41 protein-coding genes are annotated in these 23,936 nt (G+C 47.9%); 5 read left to right on the top strand and 36 right to left on the bottom strand.

Annotated elements, in window-relative coordinates:
* Nucleotides 1–26: 26 nt before the first annotated feature.
* From RTV33_RS03065 to RTV33_RS03055, 3 genes are all read right to left on the bottom strand, one after another.
* Complete coding sequence (locus tag RTV33_RS03065; protein WP_312641443.1) at nucleotides 27–1,196, bottom strand: aminotransferase class I/II-fold pyridoxal phosphate-dependent enzyme; 1,170 nt, start codon at nucleotides 1,194–1,196, stop codon at nucleotides 27–29.
* On the bottom strand, nucleotides 1,196–1,675 hold the full coding sequence (locus RTV33_RS03060; RefSeq protein WP_312641441.1) for an Lrp/AsnC family transcriptional regulator: 480 nt from the start codon (nucleotides 1,673–1,675) through the stop codon (nucleotides 1,196–1,198). The genes RTV33_RS03065 and RTV33_RS03060 overlap by 1 nt, the downstream gene beginning before the upstream one ends.
* A gap of 120 nt (nucleotides 1,676–1,795) precedes the next feature.
* Nucleotides 1,796–2,605, bottom strand: a complete 810-nt coding sequence (locus RTV33_RS03055) for a histidinol-phosphatase HisJ family protein (RefSeq protein ID WP_312641439.1) — start codon at nucleotides 2,603–2,605, stop codon at nucleotides 1,796–1,798.
* Between the two features lie 200 nt (nucleotides 2,606–2,805).
* Here RTV33_RS03055 and nadE point away from each other — a divergent pair, with 200 nt between their 5' ends.
* From nadE to RTV33_RS03040, 3 genes are read left to right on the top strand one after another with little or no spacing between them, the layout of a single operon-like run.
* Complete coding sequence (nadE, locus tag RTV33_RS03050; protein WP_312641437.1) at nucleotides 2,806–4,653, top strand: NAD(+) synthase; 1,848 nt, start codon at nucleotides 2,806–2,808, stop codon at nucleotides 4,651–4,653.
* A 34-nt stretch (nucleotides 4,654–4,687) separates the two neighbouring features.
* Nucleotides 4,688–4,957, top strand: coding sequence for an ACT domain-containing protein (locus RTV33_RS03045; protein WP_312641435.1), 270 nt, complete (start codon nucleotides 4,688–4,690; stop codon nucleotides 4,955–4,957).
* Nucleotides 4,958–4,975: 18 nt separating this feature from the next.
* Nucleotides 4,976–6,331 carry a PFL family protein gene (locus tag RTV33_RS03040; protein ID WP_312641433.1) on the top strand — a complete coding sequence of 452 codons (1,356 nt, stop codon included), beginning with the start codon at nucleotides 4,976–4,978 and terminating at the stop codon, nucleotides 6,329–6,331.
* Between the two features lie 525 nt (nucleotides 6,332–6,856).
* Here RTV33_RS03040 and RTV33_RS03035 read toward each other — a convergent pair.
* Complete coding sequence (locus RTV33_RS03035; RefSeq protein ID WP_312641431.1) at nucleotides 6,857–6,997, bottom strand: hypothetical protein; 141 nt, start codon at nucleotides 6,995–6,997, stop codon at nucleotides 6,857–6,859.
* A gap of 64 nt (nucleotides 6,998–7,061) precedes the next feature.
* Here RTV33_RS03035 and RTV33_RS03030 point away from each other — a divergent pair, with 64 nt between their 5' ends.
* The gene (locus tag RTV33_RS03030; protein ID WP_312641429.1) at nucleotides 7,062–7,283 is read left to right on the top strand and encodes a helix-turn-helix transcriptional regulator; all 222 of its coding nucleotides are present in this window, start codon (nucleotides 7,062–7,064) and stop codon (nucleotides 7,281–7,283) included.
* A gap of 135 nt (nucleotides 7,284–7,418) precedes the next feature.
* Here the strand turns inward: RTV33_RS03030 and rplQ are convergent, their stop codons facing one another.
* The 32 genes from rplQ to rpsJ form a co-directional block, all read right to left on the bottom strand.
* Complete coding sequence (rplQ, locus tag RTV33_RS03025; protein WP_092755326.1) at nucleotides 7,419–7,760, bottom strand: 50S ribosomal protein L17; 342 nt, start codon at nucleotides 7,758–7,760, stop codon at nucleotides 7,419–7,421.
* Between the two features lie 48 nt (nucleotides 7,761–7,808).
* Nucleotides 7,809–8,774 carry a DNA-directed RNA polymerase subunit alpha gene (locus tag RTV33_RS03020; RefSeq protein WP_312641424.1) on the bottom strand — a complete coding sequence of 322 codons (966 nt, stop codon included), beginning with the start codon at nucleotides 8,772–8,774 and terminating at the stop codon, nucleotides 7,809–7,811.
* Nucleotides 8,775–8,853: 79 nt separating this feature from the next.
* Complete coding sequence (rpsD, locus tag RTV33_RS03015; RefSeq protein ID WP_312641422.1) at nucleotides 8,854–9,486, bottom strand: 30S ribosomal protein S4; 633 nt, start codon at nucleotides 9,484–9,486, stop codon at nucleotides 8,854–8,856.
* A gap of 27 nt (nucleotides 9,487–9,513) precedes the next feature.
* Nucleotides 9,514–9,912 carry a 30S ribosomal protein S11 gene (gene rpsK, locus RTV33_RS03010; protein WP_092755316.1) on the bottom strand — a complete coding sequence of 133 codons (399 nt, stop codon included), beginning with the start codon at nucleotides 9,910–9,912 and terminating at the stop codon, nucleotides 9,514–9,516.
* A 20-nt stretch (nucleotides 9,913–9,932) separates the two neighbouring features.
* Nucleotides 9,933–10,301: a 30S ribosomal protein S13 gene (rpsM, locus tag RTV33_RS03005; protein ID WP_312641418.1), complete on the bottom strand. Its 369-nt coding sequence runs from the start codon at nucleotides 10,299–10,301 to the stop codon at nucleotides 9,933–9,935.
* 67 nt (nucleotides 10,302–10,368) lie between these two features.
* Nucleotides 10,369–10,482, bottom strand: a complete 114-nt coding sequence (gene rpmJ, locus RTV33_RS03000; protein WP_016317597.1) for a 50S ribosomal protein L36 — start codon at nucleotides 10,480–10,482, stop codon at nucleotides 10,369–10,371.
* Nucleotides 10,483–10,540: 58 nt separating this feature from the next.
* Complete coding sequence (gene infA, locus RTV33_RS02995) at nucleotides 10,541–10,759, bottom strand: translation initiation factor IF-1 (RefSeq protein WP_092755310.1); 219 nt, start codon at nucleotides 10,757–10,759, stop codon at nucleotides 10,541–10,543.
* A gap of 27 nt (nucleotides 10,760–10,786) precedes the next feature.
* The gene (locus tag RTV33_RS02990) at nucleotides 10,787–11,038 is read right to left on the bottom strand and encodes a KOW domain-containing RNA-binding protein (protein ID WP_312641409.1); all 252 of its coding nucleotides are present in this window, start codon (nucleotides 11,036–11,038) and stop codon (nucleotides 10,787–10,789) included.
* A gap of 13 nt (nucleotides 11,039–11,051) precedes the next feature.
* Complete coding sequence (gene map, locus RTV33_RS02985) at nucleotides 11,052–11,798, bottom strand: type I methionyl aminopeptidase (protein WP_312641407.1); 747 nt, start codon at nucleotides 11,796–11,798, stop codon at nucleotides 11,052–11,054.
* A 3-nt stretch (nucleotides 11,799–11,801) separates the two neighbouring features.
* A complete protein-coding gene (locus RTV33_RS02980; protein ID WP_312641405.1) occupies nucleotides 11,802–12,434 on the bottom strand; it encodes an adenylate kinase in 633 nt (210 codons plus the stop codon).
* Nucleotides 12,435–12,458: 24 nt separating this feature from the next.
* On the bottom strand, nucleotides 12,459–13,766 hold the full coding sequence (secY, locus tag RTV33_RS02975; RefSeq protein ID WP_312641403.1) for a preprotein translocase subunit SecY: 1,308 nt from the start codon (nucleotides 13,764–13,766) through the stop codon (nucleotides 12,459–12,461).
* A gap of 1 nt (nucleotide 13,767) precedes the next feature.
* Nucleotides 13,768–14,208 (bottom strand): 50S ribosomal protein L15, encoded by a 441-nt coding sequence (gene rplO, locus RTV33_RS02970; protein ID WP_312641401.1) that lies wholly within the window; start codon nucleotides 14,206–14,208, stop codon nucleotides 13,768–13,770.
* A 19-nt stretch (nucleotides 14,209–14,227) separates the two neighbouring features.
* Entirely contained in the window at nucleotides 14,228–14,404 is a 177-nt protein-coding gene (gene rpmD / locus RTV33_RS02965) for a 50S ribosomal protein L30 (protein WP_312641399.1), read from the bottom strand.
* 12 nt (nucleotides 14,405–14,416) lie between these two features.
* Complete coding sequence (gene rpsE / locus RTV33_RS02960; protein WP_312641397.1) at nucleotides 14,417–14,917, bottom strand: 30S ribosomal protein S5; 501 nt, start codon at nucleotides 14,915–14,917, stop codon at nucleotides 14,417–14,419.
* 15 nt (nucleotides 14,918–14,932) lie between these two features.
* Entirely contained in the window at nucleotides 14,933–15,292 is a 360-nt protein-coding gene (rplR, locus tag RTV33_RS02955) for a 50S ribosomal protein L18 (RefSeq protein WP_312641396.1), read from the bottom strand.
* Between the two features lie 18 nt (nucleotides 15,293–15,310).
* Nucleotides 15,311–15,856, bottom strand: coding sequence for a 50S ribosomal protein L6 (gene rplF, locus RTV33_RS02950; protein WP_312641394.1), 546 nt, complete (start codon nucleotides 15,854–15,856; stop codon nucleotides 15,311–15,313).
* Nucleotides 15,857–15,869: 13 nt separating this feature from the next.
* The gene (gene rpsH / locus RTV33_RS02945) at nucleotides 15,870–16,268 is read right to left on the bottom strand and encodes a 30S ribosomal protein S8 (RefSeq protein WP_312641392.1); all 399 of its coding nucleotides are present in this window, start codon (nucleotides 16,266–16,268) and stop codon (nucleotides 15,870–15,872) included.
* A 27-nt stretch (nucleotides 16,269–16,295) separates the two neighbouring features.
* A complete protein-coding gene (locus RTV33_RS02940; RefSeq protein WP_312641390.1) occupies nucleotides 16,296–16,481 on the bottom strand; it encodes a type Z 30S ribosomal protein S14 in 186 nt (61 codons plus the stop codon).
* Nucleotides 16,482–16,494: 13 nt separating this feature from the next.
* Complete coding sequence (gene rplE, locus RTV33_RS02935) at nucleotides 16,495–17,034, bottom strand: 50S ribosomal protein L5 (RefSeq protein ID WP_312641388.1); 540 nt, start codon at nucleotides 17,032–17,034, stop codon at nucleotides 16,495–16,497.
* A 15-nt stretch (nucleotides 17,035–17,049) separates the two neighbouring features.
* Nucleotides 17,050–17,373 (bottom strand): 50S ribosomal protein L24, encoded by a 324-nt coding sequence (gene rplX / locus RTV33_RS02930; RefSeq protein ID WP_312641386.1) that lies wholly within the window; start codon nucleotides 17,371–17,373, stop codon nucleotides 17,050–17,052.
* A gap of 17 nt (nucleotides 17,374–17,390) precedes the next feature.
* Nucleotides 17,391–17,759, bottom strand: coding sequence for a 50S ribosomal protein L14 (rplN, locus tag RTV33_RS02925; protein WP_092755268.1), 369 nt, complete (start codon nucleotides 17,757–17,759; stop codon nucleotides 17,391–17,393).
* A gap of 41 nt (nucleotides 17,760–17,800) precedes the next feature.
* Nucleotides 17,801–18,055, bottom strand: coding sequence for a 30S ribosomal protein S17 (gene rpsQ / locus RTV33_RS02920; protein WP_312641378.1), 255 nt, complete (start codon nucleotides 18,053–18,055; stop codon nucleotides 17,801–17,803).
* Between the two features lie 19 nt (nucleotides 18,056–18,074).
* Nucleotides 18,075–18,275, bottom strand: a complete 201-nt coding sequence (gene rpmC, locus RTV33_RS02915) for a 50S ribosomal protein L29 (protein WP_312641376.1) — start codon at nucleotides 18,273–18,275, stop codon at nucleotides 18,075–18,077.
* A complete protein-coding gene (gene rplP / locus RTV33_RS02910) occupies nucleotides 18,275–18,703 on the bottom strand; it encodes a 50S ribosomal protein L16 (RefSeq protein ID WP_312641373.1) in 429 nt (142 codons plus the stop codon). The genes rpmC and rplP overlap by 1 nt, the downstream gene beginning before the upstream one ends.
* On the bottom strand, nucleotides 18,703–19,389 hold the full coding sequence (gene rpsC / locus RTV33_RS02905; RefSeq protein WP_312641371.1) for a 30S ribosomal protein S3: 687 nt from the start codon (nucleotides 19,387–19,389) through the stop codon (nucleotides 18,703–18,705). The genes rplP and rpsC overlap by 1 nt, the downstream gene beginning before the upstream one ends.
* Nucleotides 19,390–19,410: 21 nt before the next feature.
* Nucleotides 19,411–19,746, bottom strand: coding sequence for a 50S ribosomal protein L22 (gene rplV, locus RTV33_RS02900; RefSeq protein ID WP_312641369.1), 336 nt, complete (start codon nucleotides 19,744–19,746; stop codon nucleotides 19,411–19,413).
* Nucleotides 19,747–19,770: 24 nt separating this feature from the next.
* The gene (rpsS, locus tag RTV33_RS02895; protein WP_312641367.1) at nucleotides 19,771–20,052 is read right to left on the bottom strand and encodes a 30S ribosomal protein S19; all 282 of its coding nucleotides are present in this window, start codon (nucleotides 20,050–20,052) and stop codon (nucleotides 19,771–19,773) included.
* A gap of 27 nt (nucleotides 20,053–20,079) precedes the next feature.
* Nucleotides 20,080–20,913 carry a 50S ribosomal protein L2 gene (rplB, locus tag RTV33_RS02890; protein ID WP_312641365.1) on the bottom strand — a complete coding sequence of 278 codons (834 nt, stop codon included), beginning with the start codon at nucleotides 20,911–20,913 and terminating at the stop codon, nucleotides 20,080–20,082.
* Nucleotides 20,914–20,989: 76 nt separating this feature from the next.
* Nucleotides 20,990–21,283, bottom strand: coding sequence for a 50S ribosomal protein L23 (gene rplW / locus RTV33_RS02885; RefSeq protein WP_312641363.1), 294 nt, complete (start codon nucleotides 21,281–21,283; stop codon nucleotides 20,990–20,992).
* The gene (gene rplD, locus RTV33_RS02880) at nucleotides 21,283–21,906 is read right to left on the bottom strand and encodes a 50S ribosomal protein L4 (RefSeq protein ID WP_312641361.1); all 624 of its coding nucleotides are present in this window, start codon (nucleotides 21,904–21,906) and stop codon (nucleotides 21,283–21,285) included. Before rplD ends, rplW begins: the two co-directional genes overlap by 1 nt.
* 17 nt (nucleotides 21,907–21,923) lie before the next feature.
* On the bottom strand, nucleotides 21,924–22,556 hold the full coding sequence (rplC, locus tag RTV33_RS02875; protein ID WP_312641359.1) for a 50S ribosomal protein L3: 633 nt from the start codon (nucleotides 22,554–22,556) through the stop codon (nucleotides 21,924–21,926).
* Nucleotides 22,557–22,711: 155 nt separating this feature from the next.
* Nucleotides 22,712–23,023 carry a 30S ribosomal protein S10 gene (rpsJ, locus tag RTV33_RS02870; RefSeq protein WP_312641357.1) on the bottom strand — a complete coding sequence of 104 codons (312 nt, stop codon included), beginning with the start codon at nucleotides 23,021–23,023 and terminating at the stop codon, nucleotides 22,712–22,714.
* A 595-nt stretch (nucleotides 23,024–23,618) separates the two neighbouring features.
* Between rpsJ and RTV33_RS02865 the strand changes: the two genes are divergently transcribed.
* Nucleotides 23,619–23,864 carry a hypothetical protein gene (locus RTV33_RS02865; RefSeq protein WP_312641355.1) on the top strand — a complete coding sequence of 82 codons (246 nt, stop codon included), beginning with the start codon at nucleotides 23,619–23,621 and terminating at the stop codon, nucleotides 23,862–23,864.
* Nucleotides 23,865–23,936: the final 72 nt, after the last annotated feature.

The raw sequence follows: 23,936 nt of genomic DNA, 5'->3' as shown, positions 1-23,936 counted from the left end.
GTGCAAAGTTTCTGTACGTATTATGCTCATTTCAGTTCGTTAATAAACGCCCCTATGCGCTTAACTGCCTCAAGCAGATGATTGACCGAGTAGGAGTAGGATACACGCACAAAACCTTCTCCGCTGTCGCCAAACGCAGTGCCGGGGATAACCGCAACCCTTTTGGATTGCAGCAGCTGCTGGCAAAACTCATCCGAGGTCATCCCCGTTGAGCGGATGCATGGGAATACATAAAACGCGCCCTCCGGCTCGAAGCAGGTGAGCCCCAGCTTATTAAACTCGCTTACCAGCAGGCGGCGGCGCATATCGTACTGGTTGCGCATATTTGCAATCTGCTCGTCGCAGCTTTTCAGCGCGGTGATTGCCGCATACTGGCTGGTGGTAGGCGCACACATAATGGCAAACTGATGAATCTTGGTCATCTGCTTGATAATGGGCTCCGGCCCGCAGGCATAGCCCAAGCGCCAGCCTGTCATAGCATAAGCCTTTGAAAAACCGTTGATTAAAACAGTGCGCTCCCACATTCCGTCAATTTCGGCAAACGATACATGGCGCTCGTCACCGTAGGTGAGCTCTGCATAAATTTCATCCGAAAGCACCATAATGTTAGTGCCACGCAGCACTTCGGCAATCTCCTCAAGGTGCTCACGGCGCATGACCGCACCGGTGGGGTTGTTGGGAAACGGCAGAATCAGCAGCTTGGTTTTATCGGTAATCGCTGCTTTGAGTTCCTCGGCAGTAAGGCGAAACTCATTTTCCGCTTTGGTTGCAATTGGCACAACAACAGCACCGGTAAGCTCCGCAATGGGTGCGTAGGAGACATAGCATGGCTCGACCACAATCACTTCTTCGCCGGGGTTTACCAATGCACGAATACAGATATCGATGCCCTCAGAACCGCCAACCGTTACCAGCGTTTCACCCTTAGGCTCATATTTTAAATTAAAGTGACGCTTCAGGTAGTTGCAAATTTCTTCTTTAAGCTCGCCAAGGCCGGCATTTGCGGTGTACCAAGTTTTTCCCTTCTCCAATGACCGGATGCCTGCCTCGCGAATCTCCCACGGGGTTTTAAAATCGGGCTCACCAACACTGAGCGAGATGACATCATCCATCTCCGCAGCAATATCAAAAAACTTTCTGATACCGGAGGGTTTGATGGTCTTCACCTTGCCCGAAAGTATATTTTCGTAATCCATCACAGCAGGGTGACACTCCTCTCGTCGCGCTCCTCGCCGATCACCTGAAAGCCGCGCTCTTTGTATTTGCGCAGCACAAAGTGAGTTGCCGTGGAAAGCACAGAATCCAAAGGAGAGAGCTTGTGTGCTACAAACATCGCAACATCCTTAAAGGTTTTGCCTTTTACGGTGAGCGCAAGGTCATAGCCGCCGCTCATCAGGTAAACGGTTTCTACCTCGTCAAACTCCATAATGGTCTCTGCAATTTCTTCAAAGCCTCTGTCCTTTTTGGGTGAAACTTTAATTTCAATCCGCGCCATGACAAGGTCTCTGCCGGTTTTTTCCCAATCAATTAAGGTAGTGTAGCCATGGATTACGCCTTCTTTTTCGTACTGCGCAATGGCGGCGGCCACATTCTCCTCGCTTGTATCAAGCATGACGGCCAGCTGGGCATTCGACATTCTGGCGTTGTCTTCAAGTAGTTTCAACAGTTTATCCATGACACTTTCACTCCATCTTTTTTTAATTTATCTACCTGCTGTTTCGCAGGTGATTAAGGGAAATTTTATCACAACTTGGTTATTTTTGCAAGTTCCATTGTGCAAGGCTGCAGCAAAACTTTAGTAAAGGGCAAGCATGCGCGGCTCGCGCTGTTTAAAAAAGCTAAAATAAGCAAAACCAGCCTCTCTGGCAAGCTCCATACCGTCGGCTATATTGCTGCCCAAATGCTCGGCGCGGTGCGCATCCGAGCCAATGGTAATAATCTCTCCGCCCAGTTCTTTAAAGCGCTTTATGTATTTGAGCGGCGGCATTGTCTCCCCCATATCCTGCCTCAGGCCGGAGGTGTTGATTTCAATGCCCCTGCCGTTTTGCACGGTGAGGCGCAGAATTTCGTCAATAATATCGTCGTAGCGTTCGAGGGTGACGTCTCGTCTGCCGTCGCGTAAAATGTAGCGCATGGGATAGGTGAAATGCCCCAGTACATCAAATTTGTTCCACTGCACCAGCTTGAGCATACGCTCAAAATAGCAGCCAAGCAATCCGTAAGGGTCAACCTGCTGAAAATCGTTGTAGTAAAAGTCGTTTTTATCCTGAACGGTATGTATCGAGCCAATCACAAAATCAAACTCATCAAGAGCCAGAACGCGCTCTGCAAGCTCATAGTCGGCATCCGGCTCACCCAGTTCAATGCCCGAAGAAAGAATAAAGCTGTTTCCATATGCCATACGCGCCTTGCGTACGTCAAAATACGACTGCTTGAGGCGCTGTAAAAACTGCTGCTCCTCTAGGTAGTCCATATCGGCATGGTCGGTTATGGCAATGCCCAACAGCCCCTTTTGGACGGCGGCTTCGCACATAAACATAACCGAGTGCGTACCGTCAAATGAATTATCGCTGTGGGTATGGCTATCAAACAAATTGTAAAGCATAAAAACAACTCCTTTTGTTGTTGGGCATAATGTATGGAAATCAACCGCCGATAAGTTAAAAATTTTGGTAAATCCACAATGTGTTTATTGTAACACATTTACTTTCTTTTTTGTAGATGCCCCGACAACTTTTTATTTGACTAATTGTGCAAATGTGATAGAATTATTTTATCTATTATTGATTAGAAAGGGTGTGGCTGGTGAATTCCTTAATCCGCGTCTGCTGCATCTCCAATCGAGTGCGTTCCATGCGTCCCGACACATGTCTGGATTATATCTGCAGCGCCATCGACGAGGTGCGTGAAAGTTCCCCCGACATTATTGTACTGCCAAGCTTTGCACTAACTTCTGCAAGCTGTGGCAGTTTGTTTCATAATATAACACTGCTCGACAGCGCAAAAACTGCGTTGGATGAGCTTCGTATGGTTACCGCTGATCTGCCTTGTTTTGTAATTGTGGGGCTGGTAATTGACGACTGGAACAAGCCCGCGCCTGTTTGTGCAGTGCTGCACAAAGGCGAGCTGATTGGTTTTGTGCCCGCCGAGAAAAGCGTCACCATGAAGTTTGACGGCGAGTATTCCGACAAGGTGCTGCCTGCCGGCACTGTATTCAGTGTGGGCGGCTGCCGTTTTACCGTGCTTTCGTACACACCCGACAAGCTTACCCTCAAAACCGCCGATATTCTCGCCAGCGGCTGCGACCTTGTGCTGTGCCCCTCCTGTGCGCCCATCTATGCGGGCTATATCAGCGACGTGCGCCGTGCGGTACGTCTTATCTCAAAATCGCTGGGCTGCGCCATTGCGCTTTGCAACGGCGGCACAGGCGATACCTCCTGCCCGTACCTGTTTGGCGGGTTTGCGGGCATTTACGAATGCGGCGATGAAATACGCTTTGCCGCGCACAAAAACGCCGACCCCGAAACCTGTGCAGATATTGTCACCGCCGATATCGACATCGATATCATCGGCGCTCAAAAGCTAGGGGGCGTTTATGTAAAGCCCTATTATTCCATCGATATCGAAGAAACCAAGAAAGGGATTCTGCGGCGCATTCCGCAAAACCCATTTCTCAACTATCCCAACCGCGACGCGTATATCAGCGAGCTGTTTGCTTTGCAGGTTGCTTCGTTGATGAGCCGCATTCAAAACAGCGGTATTCAGCGCGTGGTGCTTGGTGTTTCAGGCGGCTTGGATAGTACCCTTGCACTGCTGGTTGCTGCACGCGCCATGGCCTGCTTGGAGCTGCCCGCTGAGAATATTCTTGCAGTTACCATGCCCGGCTTTGGCACTACCGACCGCACCTACCAGAACGCACTGGGCTTAATGGAGCTTCTTGGCTGCGAATGCCGTGAAATTTCCATTAAAGATGCTTGCCTGCAGCATTTCAAAGACATTGGTCATGACCCTGACACACACGATGTGACCTATGAAAACGCACAGGCGCGTGAACGCACACAGGTGCTGTTCGACCTTGCCAACCAAGTTGGTGCACTCGTACTGGGCACCGGTGACCTCTCGGAGGAAGCGCTGGGCTGGTGCACCTTTGGCGGCGACCACCTCGCGGGCTTTAACGTAAACGTCTGCCTCACCAAGAGTATGATTCGCGCCGCGGTAAAATACGTTGCGGACAGCGATTTGTTCGAGGGCAAAGAGATCTCCCGTATTTTACGTGATATACTCGATACCCCGGTAAGCCCCGAGCTCTTGCCTGCCAATAACAGCGGTGAGATCGTGCAGAAAACCGAGGATATCCTCGGCAAATACGATCTGCATGATTTTTTCACCTTCTATTTTGTCAAATATGGTTTTCGTCCTATCAAACTGTACCGCTATGCCTGCGTGGCCTTCGGCACACAGCTTTCGCCTGACGAAATCAAAGAGAAGTTAGTGCTGTTCATCAAACGGTTTTTCGGTGCACAGTTTAAACGCAGCTGCGCCCCCGACGCCGCCGCCATTACCGAAACCAATTTGCTGGGCGTAAACTTCTATATGCCCTCCGACGCAAGCTGCGCCGCAATGCTCGAAGAGCTGGAAAGCTTTATTCTGTAAGGAAACAAAATTTATATATTCGGAGGTTCTGATTATGCGTGCAGTGATTACTGTAGTGGGCAAAGATATGGTAGGCATTCTGGCAAAGGTTTCTTCAATTTGCGCTGCTTGCAACGCGAATGTGAACGATGTAACCCAGTCGGTAATGCAGGATATGTTCGCCATGATTATGATGGTGGATATTTCTAAAATCAATTGCGATTTTAAAGAAATCGGTACAAAAATGAGTAAGCTCGGCGAAGAAATGGGACTGCAGATTCATGTAATGCACGAGGATATTTTCAACTCGATGCACCGTATATAGCGGCAAAGGAGCGAAAACATGTTAAACACCAATGATATTCTGGAAACGATTCGCATGATTCAAGATGAAAATCTTGATATCCGTACCATTACCATGGGAATTTCGCTGCTGGATTGCTGTGACAGCGATATTGAGCGCAGCTGCAATAAAATCTACGCAAAAATCACCCGTTTAGCGGAAGATCTTGTTAAAACGGGTGAGGATATTTCTGCGGAATACGGAATTCCCATCATCAACAAACGAATTTCGGTTACACCTATTGCCATGCTGGTAGCGGCAAGCGGCGGCAACCCTGTTGAGTATGCAAAAACGCTTGAGCGCGCTGCACAGGCGGTTGGCGTCAACTTTATCGGCGGGTACTCCGCACTGGTACATAAGGGCTTTGCAGCGGGCGATCTCGCTCTCATCGAATCGATTCCCGAGGCTCTTTCGGTCACCGACCATGTCTGTTCATCGGTTAACATCGGTTCCACCAAAAGCGGCATCAATATGGACGCCGTCAAGCTGATGGGGCAGCAGGTGCTGAAGTCGGCACAGCTCACCGCAGACCGCGACTGCATTGGCGCGGCGAAGCTGGTGGTATTCTGCAACGCACCTGAGGATAACCCGTTTATGGCGGGTGCATTCCACGGCCCGGGTGAGCCCGACTGTGTCATCAACGTCGGTGTATCCGGCCCGGGCGTAGTACGTGCAGCACTGAAAAAGGCCGGCGACTGCGACCTAACCGGTGTGGCGGATATCATCAAGAAAACCGCATTTAAAATTACACGCATGGGTCAGCTTGTCGGCACCGAGGCATCTAAACGGCTTGGCGTTCCGTTCGGTATTGTCGACTTGTCGCTTGCTCCCACACCCGAGGTGGGTGATTCGGTGGCTTATATTCTGGAGGCAATGGGGCTTGAAAAGTGCGGTGCACACGGCACAACCGCCGCACTTGCCCTGCTCAACGACGCGGTCAAAAAAGGCGGCGTGATGGCGTCCTCCCATGTAGGCGGTCTATCCGGTGCGTTTATCCCTGTCACCGAGGATGCGGGCATGATTGCAGCGTCTCGCTGCGGTGCACTGCGCATTGAAAAGCTTGAAGCGATGACCGCTGTCTGCTCGGTAGGCCTGGATATGATCGTAGTTCCGGGTGATACCCCACCCGAGGTGATTTCGGCAATCATTGCGGATGAAGCGGCAATCGGTATGGTCAACTCCAAAACCACCGCAGTGCGTCTGATTCCGGCAATCGGCAAAAAGCAGGGCGAGGAGCTCGACTTTGGCGGTCTGCTCGGCTTTGGCCCTGTTATGGAGCTGAACACCTATAGCCCCGCACAGTTTATTAGCCGCGGTGGGCGCATTCCCGCGCCGCTGCAATCGCTCAAAAACTAGGCGGGGCAGGCGGTGCCCACCCCCATGCAGACGTAGCTTAGTAAAAAACAAAATTATAACCCTTGTAGACATAAAATTTTGCAGCAGACGGACTGTGTTATATCATAAAAATTCATTGTTCTACATTGGTGCGTCTATTGTGCAGGGTGCAAGGCTAGCATGTACTGCACCCTGACCGCGCGGGTATAGCGCCATAAGACTTTGTACGCATAAAAAAACGCGCGGAATGTGCACCTCTGTTGTGGCACGCGGGGGATTCATAAGGGGGAACGTGTCAGAAGCCCCTGCCTTTTTGCCTCAACGTTCCCCCTTATGCGTGCTTTCTTGCGAAACTTCTTTGCACGGGCAAAGAATGTTTCCCGTCGCGTGGGGGCGGAACCCCGCAGACGTGGGCAACCTCCGCTGTAAAAATTCTTGCACAGCCTTAATCATAAATTAAAATCCATCTGCCGCGAGCGGGTGGCTTTTATAACTGTATAATATATTATTTAACCACCATTACAACACCTAAAAACGAGGGTGGCACTAGCCGCCCTCGTTTTCTTCTGTCTGCGTATCTGTTCCAATGTAAACTTCCTCGGTCACCCTCTGCACCGATCGCAGTTCCTCAATGACATGGCTTACCTTGTTAAAAAGGACATGATACATTTTTTCGTAATCCGGCATATTATTATCCCTTATTACATGTTATCTGTATTCCAGATATCGCATACTATAATAGGTGATAGTAATGATTTTTCAACATATTAAAGACTTGAGAGAAGACGCTGATTTAAGTCAGGCACAAATTGCACAAATACTAGGCATGGCTCAAAACACTTATTCGCAGTATGAAACGGGGAAAATTGCATTTACGGATGAAGTTCTCATTAAACTTGCAGATTTTTATGGCGCAAGTGTAGATTACCTGTTAGACCGTACTAAGGAAAAGAGGCCCTACCCTGCTTTATAAGAGATTGGATTGGCTGAAGTGAAAAACACTTGTCGAATAAAACCAAAGGTGGTCACTATCATCTCGAGTTTTATTTAAGCATGCAAAAAGAGGATGGCATACACCATCCTCTTTTTTTGTGCTATCAAAAATTAATTAGATAAGCTCAATAATTGCCATCTCAGCGGCGTCACCGCGGCGAGGGCCGATTTTAACGATACGGGTGTAACCACCGTTTCTCTCCTTGTATTTCGGGGAGAGCTCGTCAATCACCTTTTTCGCAACGGTTTCCTTTGTAACAAAGGAAAATACCTGACGCTTGGAGTGGAGATTGTCTTGTTTGCCTATTGTAATCATTTTCTCGGCCATAGCACGAACTTCTTTGGCTCTTGTTACGGTGGTTTCAATCTTACCGTTCTCAAACAGATAAGTTACCATCGCTCTGAGCATTGCTTTTCTGTGGTCAGATGTTCTACCGAGCTTTCTGGTACCTGGCATCGAAATTCACTCCTTTACCTGGTTTATGAAGTACATAAACGAAAGTAATTATTCTTCTTCCTTGTTCAGGTTAAATCCCAAAGACTTCAGCTTTGAAATAACCTCTTCCAAAGATTTTTTGCCGAGGTTGCGAACCTTCATCATTTCATCCTCGGACTTATTAATCAGGTCTTCCACTGTGTTGATGCCTGCTCTCTTCAAACAGTTGAACGAACGAACAGACAGGTCAAGCTCTTCAATGGTCATCTCAAGGACCTTTTCCTTACCGTTGTCATCCTTTTCCACCATAATTTCGGTGTGATAAGCCTCGTCGGAAAGGTCAACGAACAAGTTGAGATGCTCGTTGAGGACCTTGGCGCCCAGGGACACAGCCTCTTTGGCAGAAATTGTGCCATCAGTCCATATCTCCAGGGTTAACTTGTCGTAGTCAGTAATCTGCTCGACACGAGTATTTTCTACAGTGTAGTTTACCTTCAAAACCGGTGTATAAATGCTATCTACCGGTATTGTACCTAATGTTTGCTGTGCAGTTGGCGCTTGCATGTTCTGTTTGTTACGCTCTGCAGGGACATAGCCTCTGCCCCGGTCAAGCGTAATTTCCATATACAGCTTTGCACCAGCTCCCAATGTAGCAATATGCATACTTGGATCTAGAATCTCAACCTCTGCGTCATCGGCAATCGAATCGGCAGTAACCTCACACTCGCCGGTAGCATCGATTACAACGGTTTTGGGGCCGTCACAATACAGCTTCGCGGTAAGCCCTTTGATGTTCAAGATAATCTCAGTGAGATCTTCTTTTACACCCGGGATGGTTGAAAACTCATGCTGTATACCGTCAATCTTTACAGATGTGACAGCAACACCAGGAAGCGAGGAGAGTAGCACACGTCTTAGGCTGTTACCTAATGTTGTACCAAAGCCGCGCTCGAGAGGCTCTACGACAAATCTGCCATAGGTGCCATCGGATTTTATCTCCGCAGTCTCAATTCTCGGCTTCTCTATCTCTATCATTTAAAACCCTCCTTGAATGACGGGCTTGATTAAAACCCGTCTGATTTTTCGCGTTCCCATGCCGATTAGCTCGTGCTTATTACTTAGAATAGAGCTCGACGATCAGATGCTCTTCAACCTCAAGGTCAATGTCCTCACGGTCGGGAAGCTGAGCAACACGAGAAGTCAATTTCTCCTGGTCAACTTCAAGCCATTTCGGAGCCGGACGAGATCCGTTCGCCTCTAAGATTGCTTTAATCTTATCGCTTGCTTTAAATTTCTCAGCAACTGCAATGACATCGCCAGCTTTTACAAGGTAAGAAGGAATGTTGACCTTCTTGCCGTTTACTGTATAGTGGCAGTGCAGAACCAGCTGTCTGGCCTCTTTTCTGGAAGAAGCAAAGCCCGATCTGTAAACTACGTTGTCAAGACGGCTCTCCAGAATTCTGAGCAGGTTTTCACCTGTTACGCCAGCCTGACGCTCAGCCATTTCATAGTATTTATAGAACTGTCCCTCAAGTACGCCGTAGAAGCGACGAGCGGACTGTTTAGCACGAAGCTGAATACCATATTCGGAAACTTTTTTGCGGCTTTGACCGTGCTGACCGGGTGTTAAAGAATCTTTTCTTGTAGTGATTGCGCACTTATCAGAGTAGCATCTCTCACCTTTGAGAAAAAGTTTCCCACCTTCACGTCTGCATAATCTGCATACCGCACCGGTATATCTTGCCATTTGGTTACACCTCCTATTACTGTGTGATTAGACGCGTCTTCTTTTCGGCGGTCTGCAACCATTATGCGGAATCGGGGTAACATCTTTGATCATGTTAACTTCCAATCCTGCCTGCTGCAGTGCGCGAATAGCAGCCTCACGTCCAGAACCAGGTCCTTTAACGAACACTTCAACCGATTTCAAACCGTGCTCCATTGCGGCTTTAGCAGCTGTTTCAGCAGCTGTTTGAGCAGCAAATGGTGTGGATTTTCTGGAGCCTCTAAAGCCCAGACCGCCCGCACTTGCCCAAGATAATGCGTTACCCTGAGTATCTGTAATGGTTACGATGGTGTTGTTAAATGTGGACTGGATATGAGCGGCGCCACGTTCGATATTCTTCTTTTCGCGGCGACGGCGAGTGGCTTTCTTTGTTGCAACTTTTGCCATCTCATTTATCCCTCCCTGGATTATTTCTTCTTATTAGCGATTGTTTTCTTAGGACCTTTTCTGGTTCTTGCGTTTGTCTTAGAGCGCTGACCTCTTACGGGCAGGCCTTTTCTATGACGAACGCCACGATAACAACCAATTTCTACCAACCTTTTGATGTTAAGAGCTGTCTCTCTGCGGAGATCACCCTCAACGTGGCAGTTTTTGTCGATGTATTCACGAAGCTTAGCCAAATCATCCTCAGATAGATCCTTTACGCGAACGTTGGGATCAACGCCTGTTGCTTTGATGATGTCGCTCGCCATATGACGACCGATACCAAAGATGTAGGTTAAGCCGATTTCAATTCGCTTCTCGCGAGGCAAATCGACACCAGATATACGAGCCATATACTTGTTGCACCTCCATTATATAGTTATCTAAACTATACCTAGTTCCTCTGCAAATCCGATCAAATCAGCCTTGACGCTGTTTGTGCTTAGGATTAGCACAGATTACCATAATACGACCTTTGCGTTTGATGATCTTGCATTTTTCGCAGATGGGTTTCACTGAAGGTCTTACTTTCATTTGAAATTACCTCCTTAGTAGATGTCCTCACAGACATCGCATTGACGCTTCCCCCGCGTTATTTCGAACGCCAGGTAATTCGTCCTTTGGTGAGATCGTATGGAGACATCTCCACCGTAACTTTATCTCCAGGCAAAATACGGATGAAATTCATACGCAATTTACCCGAAATGTGTGCCAGAATGACATGGCCATTTGGCAGCTCAACCTGAAATTGAGCATTAGGCAGGGCGTCAACGACTGTTCCTTCAATCTCAATTACGTCTTCCTTAGACAAGCGGTATACCTCCCTTTGGTGGACGGGCTAGACAGCTTCGGGGTTGTTAAACGCCCGCAGTGCCTGCCGGAGTTGATTGTTTGTAGTTAGGCTATCGACGTCGATGAACGTTTTCGTAGGACGAAGATGCTTTACATTCTTACGTTTTGGCTTGTCAATTACCCTCACCTTACCGTCACTGATAAGCGCGAAGTCCTTTTCCAAGCTCATAACCACATAAAAGCGGTCGGCATCTCTTCCCGAAATCGACCTGACTACACAGCCTTTTTCTATTTGCATCGCGGCTCCCCCTTTAAGCTTTCGTCATAATCACAGGACCATTTTCCGTGATGGCGATGGTATGCTCAAAGTGTGCTGCGAGGCTTCCGCTTTTGGTTACCGTGGTCCAGCCATCTCCAAGAACTTTGACGTCCTCGCCGGAAATGTTGACCATCGGTTCGATCGCAATTGTCATACCGGGTAGTAGGCGGATTCCATGACCCGCTGTTCCGTAATTGGGAACCTCAGGGTCTTCGTGGAGCTTCGCACCCACACCGTGTCCGACAAATTTGCGTACTACCGCAAATCCCATCGACTCTATATAGGTTTGCACCGTGTTACCGATGTCACCGATTCGAGCACCGGGCTGCGCTGCCTTTATCGCGAGATACAGGCTGTTTTCAGTTGCTTCCATCAGTTTTTCTGCCTCGGCCGAAACCTTACCCGCTGCAAAGGTCGCAGCGTTATCACCGTGGTAGCCATTGTAATATGCACCGACATCGATGCTTACAATGTCTCCCTCGACAATCTTTCGTGCAGAGGGGATACCGTGGATTACCACATCGTTAATGGAAATACAGGCACTGGCCGGAAAGCCGCCGTAGTTCAAGAACGAAGGAGTCGCACCCTGTGAAGTGATGAATTTTTTGATGATGTGATCGATTTCGCGGGTTGTTATACCCGGCTCCACCGCCGCACCGCCAATTTTAAGCGCCTGAGCCGACAGCTTACAAGCTTCGCTCATAAGCTGAAGCTCCTTGGTAGTTTTTAACACAACCATTGGCTATGCCTCCAAAGCAGCAAAGGTAAGTTTCGTTGTATCCGCAACTTCCTCTTGACCCTCTACTACGGTCAACTTTCCGGTTTTCTCGTAGTAATCCTTCAAAGGTTCAGTCTGATCGTGGTAAACCTTCAAACGCTCTCTGATTGTCTCCGGCTGGTCGTCCTTGCGGATGATAAGCTTGCCGTCGCATTTTGCACAGTCGGTATCGTTCACCGAAGGCTTATACAAAACGTGGTACGACGCGCCGCACTTCTCACAAACTCTGCGGCCGGATAGTCTCAGCTCGATCTTCTCATCGGCAACCTCAATATCAATTACCTTATCAATGCGAACACCCATTTTATCAAGAGCCTCCGCCTGAGGAACTGTTCTGGGGAAACCATCAAGAATAAATCCGTTTTTGCAGTCATCTTGAGCAAGCCGCTCTTTGATGATTGCGATGACAACCTCGTCGGGAACCAATGCGCCGGAATCCATGAAGGATTTCGCTTTCAGCCCCAGCTCGGTGCCATTTTTCAAAGCCTCGCGAATAATATTACCTGTGCTGATCGCAGGAATGTTTCGCTTTTCACAAATCATTTCTGCCTGTGTACCTTTTCCTGCACCAGGTGCTCCCAATAGTATCAAATTCATACCGACACACCTCTTTCCGAAGGGTTATTCCAAGAAACCTTTGTAGTGACGCATCATCATCTGAGACTCTAGCTGTCTCATTGTATCAAGCGCAACACCTACAAGGATCAGAACGCTAGTACCTCCAAGCGAAATGTTCATCTTGGTCAGCGCACCCAAACCGATAGGCAGGATTGCGATAACAGCAAGGAACAGAGCGCCAATGAGTGTGATCTTCGAGATAACCTTTGCAATAAACTCAGAGGTAGGTCTGCCCGGACGAATACCGGGGATACCACCATTGTTCTTTTGCAGATTATTGGCCATCTCAATGGGATTATACTGAACAGCTACATAGAAGTAGTTGAAAGCAATAATCAGCAAGAAGTAAAGAATTGCGTAAGCAATGTTGTTGTAATCAAACAGCGAGAGGAATTTGTACATAAAGCTCTCGGTATTTGCGGTTGCGCTGGTGTACACAAAGCCCTTGATTGTTCCAGGAATGGAAAGCAAGGCCGATGAGAAGATAATGGGGAGTACACCGGACATATTCACCTTAATGGGAATATGTGTGGACTGGCCGCCATACATCTTTCTGCCAACAACGCGTTTTGCATACTGCACGGGGATACGTCTTTCAGCATTGGTCATCAGAACGATGAAACCAATGATTGCAACGAACAAAACAAGGACAGCCGGTACTAAGAAATAGTACTGGGTTTCGCCCTGGTTTGCCATCTGGATGTATGCCCACATCTTCATGGCAGCAGCCGGACCTCTGGACACGATACCTGCGAACAGCATCATGGAGATGCCGTTGCCGATGCCTTTTTCGTCAATTCTTTCACCCAGCCAGATGATTAAGCAAGCACCGGCCGTGAAGGTGCAGATAATGACAATTGCAGAGAACCAGAATGCAAAGCCCTGGGTGTAAGTCAGTGCGCCGAGGTTTCTAAGCATAATGAAATATGCAGTTGCCTGTACCAGCGCAAGACCAACAGCAGTATATCTGGTGATCTTTTGGATTTGTTTTCTGCCCTCTTCGCCCTCTTTTGCCAGTCTCTCCAATGCTGGAATCGCAATGGTGAGAAGCTGAATTACGATCGAAGATGTAATGTAAGGGGAAATGGACATTGCAAAGATGGTTGCATTCGCGAATGCACCACCGGTGAGGATGTCGATGTACCCAAGCAGGTTGCCCTGGGTGGATACCATCTCCTTCAACACGGAGGGGTCTAAGAACGGAACAGGAATGGCAGAGCCGACTCTGAAAACAATCAGAATCATTAAGGTGTATAGAAGTTTCTTTCGAATGTCGGCAATACGCCAGGCATTTCTCAAGGTACTAAACATCCTATTTCACCTCCGCCGTTCCGCCTGCCTGCTCAATTTTCTGCTTTGCAGAAGCCGAGAAAGCAGCTACGTTGACGGTGAGTTTTTTGGTCAACTCGCCGTTGCCCAGTACTTTAACGCCATCCAGAGTCTTTTTCAAAAGGCCAGCTGCAACAATCGCCTGTGCATCTACAACAGCACCGTCTTCAAACTTGTTGAGGTCGGAAACGTTGATGGTAGCATACTTTGTCGCGAAGATGTTGACGAATCCTCTTTTCGGGACACGTCTCTGCAGTGGCATTTGTCCGCCTTCAAAGCCAGGTCTTACACCGCCGCCTGAACGGGCGTTCTGACCTTTGTGACCTTTACCAGCTGTTTTGCCATTACCGGAACCAGCGCCTCTACCTTTACGGTAGCATTCTTTGTTTGCGCCCGGAACCGCGGAAAGTTCATGCAATTTCATGATACTCGCACCTCCTTGCTTACTCTTCGGTTACCTCAATGAGGTGGGAAATTTTTGCGATTTTACCCCTTGTGGATTCATTATCCGGTTGGATAGTCTGGTCACCGATATTACGGAGCCCCATTGAATTCGCGGTTGCAATCTGGTCGTCTTTTCTTCCAATAAAACTCTTAACCAGTTTAATTTTAAGCGCCATACTGCACGCCTCCTATCCTAAGATTTCTTGTGCTGTTTTACCACGGATTGCAGCAACCTCTTCAACACTGCGAAGAGCAGCAAGTCCGTTGATAGTAGCGTTTACAACGTTGCAAGGGTTGTTGGAGCGCAGACATTTTGTACGAATGTCGCGGATGCCAGCAATTTCAAGAACCGCACGAACAGGGCCGCCGGCAATAACGCCAGTACCTTGTGGAGCCGGTTTCATCAAAACTCTGCCAGCGCCAAACGCACCAATCACCTCATGTGGAATTGTAGTGCCCTTCAGCGAAATTTTAATTAAGTTTTTCTTTGCGTCCTCAATTCCTTTGCGGATAGCATCCGGAACCTCAGAAGCTTTTCCTAATCCAAATCCGATAGTGCCATTACCGTCGCCTACAACGACAAGCGCTGCGAATTTGAATATACGTCCGCCTTTAACCGTTTTGGAAACACGGTTAATGGCTACAACTCTCTCCTGAAGATCGAGTGTAGAAGCATCTATTCTTGCCAAAAGTATCCCTCCTTGTTAGAAATTGAGTCCGCCTTCACGTGCACCCTCTGCAAGATCTTTGACACGGCCATGGTAGATGTAACCACTGCGATCAAAAACCACATCTTTGATGCCTTTTTCCAGAGCACGCTCTGCAATTGCCACTCCAACTTTGTGAGCAGCTTCCTTATTACCGCCGAAACCTTCGAAGCCCTTATCCATTGTGGATGCTGCTGCAAGCGTTACACCGCTGACATCGTCAATCAGTTGGGCGTAGATGTGTTTGGCGGAGCGGAATACATTAAGGCGCGGGCACTCAGCTGTTCCGCTAATTTTGTTGCGGACTCTGTAGTGTCTCTTAAGCCTTGCCTTGTTACTATCAGGCTTTTTCACCATGTTACGACACTCCTTTCATTACTTCTTGCCTTTACCAGCTTTACCCTCTTTACGGATAATAACCTCGTTAGCATACTTAATGCCTTTGCCCTTGTAAGGCTCCGGCGGACGCAGCTCGCGGATTTCCGCAGCAAACTGACCAACTTTTTGTTTGTCCATACCGGAAACAATCAGTTTGTTCGGTGCGGGAACGTCCACGGTGATTTCGTCCGTATCTTCAACGAATACCTGGTGAGAGAAACCGAGAATCAGGGTTACTTTTTTACCGGCTTTCGCAGCACGGTAACCAACGCCGTTAATCTCGAGCTCTTTCTTAAAACCATTTGTACAACCCTCAACCATGTTGGCTACGAGTGTACGGGTTAAACCATGCAGGCTTCTGTGCAACTTGTCTTCGGACGGACGAGTTACGATGATCTCTCCGCCTTCAAGTGTGATTGCCATATCCTTATGGAAGGATTCGGTCAAAGAGCCTTTTGGTCCTTTTACTGTTACGGTATTGCCGTCGATTTTAACATCTACACCGGCAGGTACCGCAATGGGTTTTCTACCTATACGAGACATTTAGTGCACCTCCTTACCAAATGAATGCAAGGACTTCGCCGCCTACATTCTCTTTTCTAGCTTTTTTGTCGGTCATAATTCCCCTGGAAGTGGAAAGGATAGCGATACCCAGACCCTTCATAACCTTGGGCATATCTTCACAGTTGGTGTAGATACGAAGCCCAGGCTTGGAAACGCGACGCAACCCTGTCATAACCTGTGTTTTGTTTGGTCCGTATTTCAATGTAACACGGATGATACCCTGCTTACCGTCTTCAATAACGGTGAAAGCTTTGATATAACCTTCATCCAACAGAATCTGTACGATTGACTTTTTCATATTAGACGCGGGAATATCAACCGTATCATGTTTTGCAGAACTTGCGTTTCTGATTCGAGTCAGCAAATCTGCAATTGTATCGGTGATATGCATACAGTCAACCTCCTTCGCTCTTAAGCCTTACCAGCTAGCTTTTCTCACGCCGGGGATCTGGCCCTTGTAGGCAAGCTCCCTGAAGCAGATACGGCATATGCCGAATTTGCGGATATAAGCATGTGGTCTGCCGCAAATTTTACATCTGTTATAAGCGCGAGTGGAGAATTTAGGTGCCAACTGTTGTTTAATTTTCATAGACTTTTTAGCCACTAAATTACCCTCCTTATTTAGCGAACGGAGCGCCCATTAGTGTGAGTAACTCACGAGCTTCTTCGTCCGTGTTTGCGGTGGTTACAAAACAGATGTCCATACCGCGTACCTTGTCGATCTTATCATAGTCGATCTCAGGGAAGATCAGCTGCTCACGCAGACCCATGTTGTAGTTGCCGCGGCCGTCAAAGCCGTTGGCATTGATTCCGCGAAAGTCTCTTACGCGCGGCAGAGCCACGTTAAAAAGTCTGTCGACGAACTCATACATGTTCTCGTTGCGAAGTGTAACCTTCGCACCAATGTTCTGTCCTTCGCGGAGTTTAAAGTTTGCAACCGATTTTTTTGCTTTGCAAACGACAGGTCTCTGACCTGTGATTGCCTGCAAATCGGTGATGATAGCGTCAATCATTTTCTGATTATCTCTCGCCTCGCCGCAACCTACGTTTACAACGATTTTCTCGAGCTTCGGAATCTGCATGACACTCTTGTAGCCGAATTTTTTCATCATTGCCGGGGCTACATCTTTTGCATAAAAGTCTCTCATTCTAGCCATGTTTTTTCCTCCTCTTTAGAATGTTTCGCCGCATTTTTCGTTTTTGCATGCGCGCAGTTTAGAACCATCAGCCATGATTTTATGCGCAAGTCTTGTAGGTTTGCCGCATTTCGGGCAAACGAGCATTACCTTGCAGGCATACATTGGAGCTTCAGCCTTGATGATACCGCCGGGCTCACCCATCTTGCGAGGTTTAACATGCTTTGAAACCATGTTGACCCCTTCGATGATGACCTTTTCCTCACGCGGGCTTACTTCAAGAACCTTGCCCTTTTTGCCTTTGTCTTTACCAGACAAAACGACGACTGTGTCGCCCTTTTTGACGTGAACTTTATTCACTATAAGTGCACCTCCAATTAGAGCACCTCGGGTGCGAGGCTTAATATCTTGAGGTAATCCTTATCACGGAGTTCCCTCGCTACCGGGCCAAAAATACGTGTGCCCTTTGGGTTTTTATCTTCCTTGATAATAACGGCTGCATTCTCGTCGAAACGGATGTAAGTTCCATCGTCACGACCCAGTCCTTTAGCAGAACGAACAATGACAGCTTTTACTACGTCGCCTTTTTTCACAACGCCGCCGGGTGCTGCTTTTTTAACGGAAGCAACAACTACGTCGCCGATGTTGGCGTATCTTCTACGGGTGCCTCCCAGTACACGAATACACATCAGTTCTTTTGCACCGGTGTTATCGGCTACCTTAAGATAGGTCTGCATCTGAATCACAGAGCGTTCCTCCTTCCGAATAGACTAATTTGTGTGTAACCTTACTTAGCCTTCTCGATTACTTCTACAAGTCTCCATCTTTTGTCTTTCGAGATGGGGCGTGTCTCCATAACCAGAACTCTATCGCCTATTCCGCAAGTGTTATTCTCGTCATGAGCCTTCAACTTAACGGTTCTCTTGATGATCTTTTTGTAAAGGGGGTGCTTTACGTTATCTTCGATTGCAATGACAATTGTTTTGTCCATTTTATCGCTGACAACTTTACCAACCCTAGTTTTTCTCAGGTTTCTCTCCAAAGCTAAATCCTCCCTTCAATTACTGCACGTTTTTCAGCTCCAGCGCGTGCATAACCGTTTTGATACGGGCGATGTCTTTTTTGACAGCGCTAATGCGCATCGGGTTATCGAGCTGGTTGATAGCGTGCTGGAAGCGCAGATTGAAAAGCTCGGCCTTGAGGTCAGTTAACTTCTGGGTGAGCTCTGCAGCGGACATTTCGCGAATCTCGGTGGCCTTCATTACTTTTCACACTCCTCTTCCTTATTTTTAAATACAAATTTGCATTTGATGGGCAGTTTGTGAGCAGCAAGACGCATAGCCTCACGAGCAAGCTCTTCGGTTACGCCGCCAATTTCAAACAAAACTCTGCCCGGTTTTACCACGGCAACCCAGTACTCGGGAGAACCTTTACCGGAACCCATTCGAGTTTCAGCCGGTTTCTCGGTGATTGGTTTGTCGGGGAAAATTTTAATCCATACCTGACCGCCACGTTTGATGTAACGAGTCATAGCGATACGGGCAGCCTCAATCTGGTTGGAGGTAATCCAAGCAGGCTCGGTTGCCTGGAGACCGAAATCTCCGTAAGTTACGGTATTGCCTCTGGAAGCAACACCCTTCATTCTGCCTCTGTGAACTCTGCGGTATTTTACTCTCTTCGGTAGAAGCATTATCTGTTGCCTCCTTCCTTACGGGGCTGTCTCTTCACATCGGAGAGAACATCACCGGTGTAGATCCATACCTTAACGCCGATTTTGCCGTAGGTTGTGTTTGCTTCTGCAAAGCCGTAGTCGATGTCTGCACGAAGTGTTTGCAGGGGAATGGTTCCCTCGTGATAATGCTCGGAACGAGCAATTTCAGCACCGCCAAGACGACCGGATACTGCGGTTTTGATACCTTTAACGCCAAGTCTCATGCTTCTGCCGATTGCCTGTTTCATCGCACGACGGAAGGATACTCTGCGCTCGAGCTGTGCAGCAATGCTTTCGGCAACAAGCTGCGCGCTCTTATCGGGCTGTTTTACCTCAACAATGTTCAGGAAAACAGAAACCTTGTTCGCTTTGCCTTTGTTGATGAGAGCCTCGCACTGCTGGCGAAGTTTCTCGATTTCTGAGCCGCCTCTACCGATAACCATACCGGGGCGAGCACAGTGGATGTGGATTCTTACTTTGGTTGCGTCACGCTCGATTTCGATGCGTGGGACACCGGCTGCATACAAAGTCTTTTTCAAGAATTCGCGTAGCTTGTAATCCTCAACGAGGATATCGCCGAAAGCGTTGTCCTTAGCAAACCAGCGGGAATCCCAATCTTTGATGACGCCCACACGGAGACCATGTGGATTAACTTTTTGTCCCATAAGTTTACCTCCTCTTTCAGCTTATTCCTTTTCTCTCAGGACCATTGTCACGTGAGAAGTTCTTTTCAGAATGTGGAATGCACGTCCCTGAGCGCGCGGTCTGATTCTTTTCATAATCGGACCGGGGCACACAAAGCACTCTGCAACATACAGGCTGTTTTTGTCCATGTTGTGATTGTTCTCTGCATTCGCTATTGCCGACTTCAGCAGCTTCTCCAGTGGCTCACAAGCAGCCTTAGGTGTATGCTTTAATATTGCCATCGCAGTATCAACAGGCTTGTTTCTGATCAAATCAAGCACAATCTGAACCTTACGAGGTGCAATACGGGCATGTCTGAGATAAGCCCTTGCTTCCATGTGTAAACCTCCTTTAGGTCTGCGTTATTTACCGCTATTAGTTTTTTTAGAGCCAGCGTGGCCCCTGTAAGTTCTTGTAGGTGCAAACTCGCCGAGTTTGTGGCCTACCATATCTTCAGTTACATAAACCGGAACGTGTTTGCGTCCGTCATGAACAGCAAATGTGTGTCCTACGAAATCAGGGAATATTGTGGAAGAACGGCTCCAGGTTTTGAGAACTTTTTTCTCGCCGGCTTCGTTCATCTCAAGAACTCTTTTCAACAGAACAGGCTGTATAAACGGTCCTTTTTTAACACTTCTACCCATTATTCATCTGCCTCCTTTCAGACCGCCTTATTTAGAATCGCGGCGCTTAACAATAAACTTGTCGGAGCTGTGATGTTTCTTTCTTGTCTTGTAGCCAAGAGCAGGTTTGCCCCAAGGTGTAACAGGTCCGGGACGACCAACAGGGGATTTACCTTCACCACCACCGTGCGGATGGTCACAGGGGTTCATTACAGAACCACGGACAGTCGGTCTCCAACCCATGTGACGTTTACGACCTGCTTTACCGATCGAAACGTTTTCGTGGTCGATGTTACCAACTTGGCCGATTGTGGCCATGCAGTTTGCGGGAACATTACGAAGCTCGCCAGAGGGAAGACGAACCAGCGCGTAGCCGTTCTCTTTCGCCATCAGCTGTGCCTGAATACCTGCAGCGCGTGCCAACTGAGCACCTTTGCCGGGGTACAGCTCCACATTGTGGATAAATGTACCGACGGGGATGTTCGCCATCGGCAGAGCGTTGCCTGGTTTGATATCTGCATCAGGGCCGGAGACAACAGCGTCACCGACAGACAGGCCGTTCGGCGCCAAAATGTAGCGCTTCTCGCCGTCTTCATACTGAAGCAGTGCAATGTGAGCCGAGCGGTTCGGATCGTACTCAATGGTCAAAACCTGAGCAGATATGCCGCCCTTGTCTCTTTTGAAGTCAATGATACGGTATTTGGTTCTTACGCCGCCACCGCGGTGACGAACTGTAATTCTACCGTGGTTGTTTCTGCCGGAGTTCTTCTTCAGGATTTCTGTAAGCGATCTCTCCGGAGCAACCTTTGACAACTGGGTGTAATCGGTCACGGTCATTTCGCGACGCGCCGGAGTTGTCGGCTTATATGTTTTTATAGCCATTCGGTTTCACTCTCCTCATAAATGGTTTGCGGGATTTTATGAGTCATCCCATACTGCGCAAACCGGTTTGGTCTGCTTACATCATGCTCTCGAAGAACTCAATACCTTTGGATTCCTCAGTGAGAGTTACGATAGCCTTTTTCCAATCGGGTTTGTAACCCTGGTGCAGGCCTTGTCTTTTTGCTCTGCCGTTGACGTTCATGGTGTTAACGTTTTTCACTTTAACGCCAAACAGCACCTCAACCGCTTTTGCAATCTCGATCTTATTCGCATCTTTTGCAACTTTGAAAGTGTATTTCTTTATTTGCAGAGCTGCCATAGAATCCTCTGTGATGATTGGTTTAATGATAACGTCTTGTGCCGTTCTCATTATGCATACACCTCCTCAAGCTTAGCAACTGCATCTTTGGCTATGATCATAGTGTCATAGTTGAGCATGTCATAAACATTCAAGGTGTTGACAAGAGCTGTTTTTACGCCGGGAACGTTGCTTGCGCTTTTTACAACTTTTGCATCAACCTCGGGCATAACGATGAGGGCTTTTTTGCCTGCACCGACTGCTGCGAGCATTTTTATGACTGCTTTGGTTTTGAATTCTGCCAGCTCAATCTTATCGACAACGATGAGATTGTTCTCAAGAACCTTGGAAGACAGCGCAGATTTGAATGCCAGCCTCTTCACTTTTTTGTTCAGAGTATAGCTGTAATCGCGCGGCTTCGGGCCAAGTGCGATACCACCGTGTCTCCACTGAGGAGCTCTGATGGAGCCTTGTCTTGCATTACCTGTGCCTTTTTGTTTCCATGGTTTACGGCCACCGCCGCTAACCTCGGTTCTTGTCAGTGTTGATTGTGTACCCTGACGCTGATTAGCCAGATAGTTCACTACGACTGCGTGCATAACAGCTTTGTTTGGCTCGATGCCGAAAATAGCATCGGAAAGGGTGATTTCACCAACAGCTTTGCCAGCCATGTCTACTACGTTAATATTTGGCATAGTGCTTCCTCCTCCCCTTAAGCCTTAACGCTATCTGTGATGTACACTACTCCGCCCTTAGGGCCAGGAATAGCACCTCTTAGCGCTATCAGGTTGTTCTCTGCATCCACCTTGACAACGTCAAGATTCTGGATGGTTATGGTTTCGGCACCCATGTGACCGGCCATTTTTTTACCCTTCATTACTTTGGAAGGATCGGAGCAAGCACCGATCGAACCTGGGTGACGGTGAACCGGACCAGTACCGTGGGTGTCTTTCAAGGAACGGGTGCCCCAGCGCTTAATCGTACCGGCGTAACCTTTACCTTTCGATGTACCACTCACATCGACCTTGTCACCAATTACAAAGGTGTCCGCTTTAATGATGTCGCCAACATTCAGCACCGAGCAGTCGTCAAGTCTAAACTCTCTGAGATGCTTTTTGCAAGCTACATCAGCTTTTGCGAAGTGGCCTTTGCTTGGCTTGTTTACATTTTTGTCCTTTGTCTCGCCGAAGCCAACCTGAAGCGACTCATAACCGTCGTTCTCAATTGTTTTCTTCTGCACGATGACACATGGACCTGCCTCAATGACAGTTACGGGAATAATTTTTCCCTTTTCGTCAAAAAGTTGGGTCATACCAATCTTTTTGCCCATGATGCACTTTTGCATACATATACCTCCTTAGGTTATTGGTTGGCGCCTGCCAACATGACCTGCCGGACATTTCGTTCGGTTTTAAACTTTCTCACCACCGCCGCCTGAACAAAGAAAGAATGTCTTCATCTGGTTCGGCGGAGCAATGTGGCTTGCATCACTGCAGGTGATTACAGCTTAATCTCAATCTCTACGCCAGCGGGAAGCTCAAGACTTTGAAGCGCTTCCACTGTTTTGTTGGAAGGTCTCAAAATGTCGATGAGTCTTTTGTGGGTTCTCATCTCAAACTGCTCACGGCTGTCTTTGTATTTGTGCACAGCACGCAGAACTGTTACAATTTCTTTTTCGGTCGGCAGGGGGATAGGACCGGAAACGCGTGCGCCTGTGCGCTTTACGGTTTCAACAATTTTCTCCGCCGATGCATCAACCAACTGATGATCGTAACCTTTGAGTCTGATTCTGATTTTTTCTTTGACTGCCACTACCATCGCCTCCTTATTTGTTGCCTTTGGGACGACGAATCAAAAACTGGACACCGTGCCGTGTGTTTCGTATTTAAGCATTTAAAAACCGGATGAACCCTGCTTTTTCAAAGAAAGCGCAAAGTTCCCCCGGGACCTGACACGTCAAAATGTCATAAATACGACACACATGAGCATAATGCAACATCGCTGTCTCATGCAGTGCCAACAGTATTCTGGTCGCCCGGTTTAAAATCGGACATACTCAGCGAAAATTCCCCGCATATTTTCAGCGGCCACCTCTCGCTTCATCGCATATCTGGCACTGTTTTTCAAGTGCCTGTGCAGTCACGCTTAATTATAATATCACGAAACCCGCTTCACTGCAAGCTTTTTTTGCAATTTTCACAAACTTTTTTTCAAAAACTCCATGTCCGTATTTTCTACGACAAATTCACCAACACACCCGTGTGTTTGCAGGCTTTTTTGTGTGCATAATATGTGATACTTGTGAATTTTATGGAAATTTAGCCTTAAAAGGATTCTGCTCGACAAAAAGCTGTGTTATACTGTTACTAATATGTTCCACTAAAATTATTTTGGAGGTTGTTTCCCCATGAGCGATTTTCTCTACTATGCTATGAACTTTTTCCCGTATGTTGTTGCCTTGGTGCAGTGCATTATGTACATCTTCATCATTATCTTTTTGGCTAAGGCAACAGGCCCAATTGTAAATGCGCTGAAGACCTATATTGCCAGCAGCAAAAGGGATGATGCCTGCGGCTGCAGTGCTCTTCCCGTTACCGAAGCTGCCGCTCCGACCGAAGAGGAAGCCGCTGATGGGGAAAAATCCGCCGAATAATTACAGCCTTTCATCATTAGTCAAGACCACCCCTAAAAGGGGTGGCTTGCACGAGCCCTATAAGGGCTTAAT

It is taken from the genome of Hydrogenoanaerobacterium sp. (assembly GCF_032017025.1).
Lineage (GTDB): Bacteria > Bacillota > Clostridia > Oscillospirales > Ruminococcaceae > Hydrogenoanaerobacterium.
This window is presented reverse-complemented; position numbering and strand designations above follow the sequence as displayed.